Raw genomic sequence first — 1209 nt, forward strand, 5'->3', positions numbered from 1 at the left:
TAGCACGGGCATTCATCGCCTCCCCTGCCGAGGAATTAGAGCGGGTTTGCGGATTCTACACATTAAGTGCGGCCAGCATTGCCGCACAAACGCTTCCTGATAAATTCAAAAAGAAATGGCCACATTACCCCATCCCGGTGGCATTACTAGGTCGATTGGCCGTGGATCAAACATTTCAAGGGCAGGGACTTGGCACGGTCCTGGTAGCAGACGCTTGCAAGCGCGTTACTGCAGCCAGCGAAACGCTCGCAGTGGCGGCTATCATTGTGGATCCGAAAACCGCCCAGGCAGTCGCTTTCTATCAGCATTTGGGCTTCGTTGCGCTGAATGATCCGAATAATCGTCTGTGGTTGCCACGTTCTGTCTGGTCGGGATTTTAGCTTGCGATTAAATCGCGTCACTCCGCCATAGCACCAACCAGAAACGCTGGACGAATTACCCATAACCACCTAGTCTTGTACTCTAAATTGTACGAGAGGAAAAACAGCCATGCACATAGTCAGCTATTCAGAGGCCCGGAGCCATCTCAAGGAAGTGATGGACCGCACAGCAGCAGATGCCGATGTCACAATCATCACCCGACGCGGATCCGCCAATGCGGTTCTGTTGTCCCAGGAACATTACGACAGCCTCATGGAAACGGTCCATCTGCTCCGCTCGCCAGCCAATGCCGCACATCTGGCCCAATCCATTGCCCAGGATCAGGTAGGGAGCCGAGAGCCCCATCGTTTAGCCGATGCCTGAGCGCATCTGTTGGACGCTGGCCGCATGGGAGGACTACCAATACTGGCAGAGACAGGACCGCAAAACCCTGCGGAGAGTAAACACGCTGATCCAGGATTGCCTGCGGAACCCGCATTCCGGCATTGGCAAGCCTGAACCATTAAGGGAAAACCTTTCCGGGTACTGGTCACGGCGCATTGATGACGTGAACCGGCTCGTTTATCGCGGCACGACAGAAGAATTCATCATCATTTCAGTTCGGTATCACTATTAACGCAATCGCTTCACAGGAAGATCCCGCAAATGCCTAACAGTTTTCAAGAATGGATGAACGAATTAAACCGCTTCGCCAAAGACGTACATCACAAGGGGATGCTGTTCGAGCGATTCATGGTGGCCTATCTGAAAACCGATCCCGTGTATGCGGATAAACTGGAAGCGGTTTGGCAATACAAAGACTGGCCAGATCGTCCGGATCACTGGAAT

4 protein-coding genes are annotated in these 1209 nt (G+C 52.9%); all 4 read left to right on the forward strand.

Annotated elements, in window-relative coordinates; translation table 11 throughout:
* Positions 1–380, forward strand: a 380-nt coding sequence (locus tag AC2VLY_RS00990) for a GNAT family N-acetyltransferase (RefSeq protein ID WP_486894143.1), incomplete at its 5' end; no start/stop codon positions are given.
* Between the two features lie 109 nt (positions 381–489).
* The gene (locus AC2VLY_RS00995) at positions 490–744 is read left to right on the forward strand and encodes a type II toxin-antitoxin system Phd/YefM family antitoxin (protein ID WP_486894142.1); all 255 of its coding nucleotides are present in this window, start codon (positions 490–492) and stop codon (positions 742–744) included.
* Complete coding sequence (locus AC2VLY_RS01000; protein WP_486894141.1) at positions 737–997, forward strand: Txe/YoeB family addiction module toxin; 261 nt, start codon at positions 737–739, stop codon at positions 995–997. Before AC2VLY_RS00995 ends, AC2VLY_RS01000 begins: the two co-directional genes overlap by 8 nt.
* Positions 998–1026: 29 nt before the next feature.
* On the forward strand, positions 1027–1209 hold a 183-nt coding region (locus tag AC2VLY_RS01005; RefSeq protein WP_486894140.1), incomplete at its 3' end, for a hypothetical protein.

The sequence above is a fragment of the Acidithiobacillus sp. TH-A36 genome (genome assembly GCF_057473445.1).